The sequence below is a fragment of the Flavobacterium denitrificans DSM 15936 genome (assembly GCF_000425445.1).
In the GTDB taxonomy this organism is placed as follows: domain Bacteria; phylum Bacteroidota; class Bacteroidia; order Flavobacteriales; family Flavobacteriaceae; genus Flavobacterium; species Flavobacterium denitrificans.
In genome coordinates this window covers 1-1707 of sequence record NZ_AUDL01000023.1, presented here as the reverse complement: position 1 = coordinate 1707, position 1707 = coordinate 1, and the positions used below count along the sequence as shown (strand labels likewise).

General features: G+C 33.6%; 2 protein-coding genes. Both read right to left on the bottom strand.

The features are described from left to right. Positions 1-265 precede the first annotated feature (265 nt). On the bottom strand, positions 266-1087 hold the full coding sequence (locus H600_RS0111665; protein ID WP_026728947.1) for an RteC domain-containing protein: 822 nt from the start codon (positions 1085-1087) through the stop codon (positions 266-268). Between the two features lie 122 nt (positions 1088-1209). Continuing rightward, positions 1210-1707: T9SS type A sorting domain-containing protein (locus H600_RS0111660; protein ID WP_026728946.1), on the bottom strand; the 498-nt coding region annotated here is incomplete at its 5' end.

The following is a 1707-nucleotide window of genomic DNA, read 5'->3' as shown; positions in this document are numbered from 1 at the left end:
TTTTTTATTTTAAAGTTTTCAGGAAAAAGCTGTATCGGTTGAATACTAAGCTTTTATAAAGATTATTAAAAAAGTCAGGTAACGATTTGGTAACGGTGCTTATTGCTTTGCTTTTCAACGTATTTCCGTTAGCTCAAAGCAAATATACAAAAAAATATTTCTGTAAATCACAGCAAGATTTTAATGCGACGAGTACTGCTTTGCATATATGGAGATAAAGAAAAAGGATTAAACTCCTTTTCCCATACTGAAACACAACAAAACCCTATCTTTCGTCCTGTTCATCCATTTTCCTAATCAACGTATCACGAACGCTATCAAGGAATTTTGTCTTGTTTATTTTTCGGGATTTAAGTTCCAGAAATGTATGGTAGAAATCTCCCAAATCAATATTAAATGTACCTTCAAACGTTTTGGCTATGACTTTGATGTCCGCATGTCCATTACTAAAAACACCTTGTGAATATAACCCGTATATAAGTTCTATCAATGCAGTTTTGCTTGCTGTCCAGTTCAGTGAAACATCCGAACTCTTTTTCTGATTGATATTATTTAACCTGTCCTCCAAATAAACTTGTATCAGGTCATTGGCAATTATCTTGGCAACCTTATAATCGTGCGAAGTAGAAAAGCGGTGGTCTGCCTCAAAATAAAAAGTGTCCAACCATAACCTTATATCGTGCTTCCCACGTACAAAAAACTTCTCGTCAACGAAAGAATTGTTACTGCGGTAATACTTGTAAAAATCAAGGTTATTTTCAAAGAACCTTTTTAGCTTTTTCAGTTCTTTGGTAAAATATTTCTTGGTACGTTTGTTTCCATACGGTCTTTTCGTTTCTATTTTATAGATGGAATTGTAGTAAATTAGCTTTGAAACAATAACAGGTTTCTGACACTTGAAAAAATGGATTTCTTCTTCCATATTTTTAAAGTCGTGCTTCAATACAAACTCTTTTAAATCGGCAAGGCTTTGAATGATAAGCTCTATAACCGCTTCTATTCTTTTTATGGAGCAGTCGGTTTCAATCTCCAGTTCCTGGATTGCAGTTTCCAATTTAAGATATGTTTCATTGTAAAATTTATCCATTATAGAGTAGTTGAGGGCTTTGAAATAAGGATTATCAATAATAAAATAATAAGTGGGAGCAATTAACTCCCACTTATCTTAAATTAATCTCGAATGATTATTTTATTATGATTAATTACTATTTACTTCTTAATTATTTTAAATGGCTTTCTGTAACCATTCTCCATAACAAGAACAAGTAAATATGATTGCTGGCTTAAGTTTGACAGATTAAGTTCGGTAGATGGAGCTAATGTTCTTACTAATCTGCCTGCCATATCAAACACATAAATCAGTTTGACATCATCAATTTTTGAAACTTTGATTATATCTGTAAACGGATTAGGATATATAAATATCTTTGTTTCTTCTCCTGGTTCAGAAACTCCTAAGTCATCATCGATTGTCAGGGTAGCCTGTAATTCCAGATTGTTATAATTAGCCATACTTATTATTGCTGTCACAGTATAAACGCCAACATTTACGGCTGAATTTCCAGGTTGCGTATTATTTTGAATGTCGGTAATTGTATAGGTTACCGTTGCACCTGCGGGAGCTCCCGAAACGAATATCGAATGCGCTGTTCCGTCATACGTAAAGGTTCCGTTATTGAACGTGATGCCTGTAAAGACTGCATTGTC

Excerpts from the sequence above, each read along its gene's own strand:
- H600_RS0111665 (WP_026728947.1), bottom strand. The coding sequence starts at position 1,087 with ATGGATAAATTTTACAATGAAACATATCTTAAATTGGAAACTGCAATC.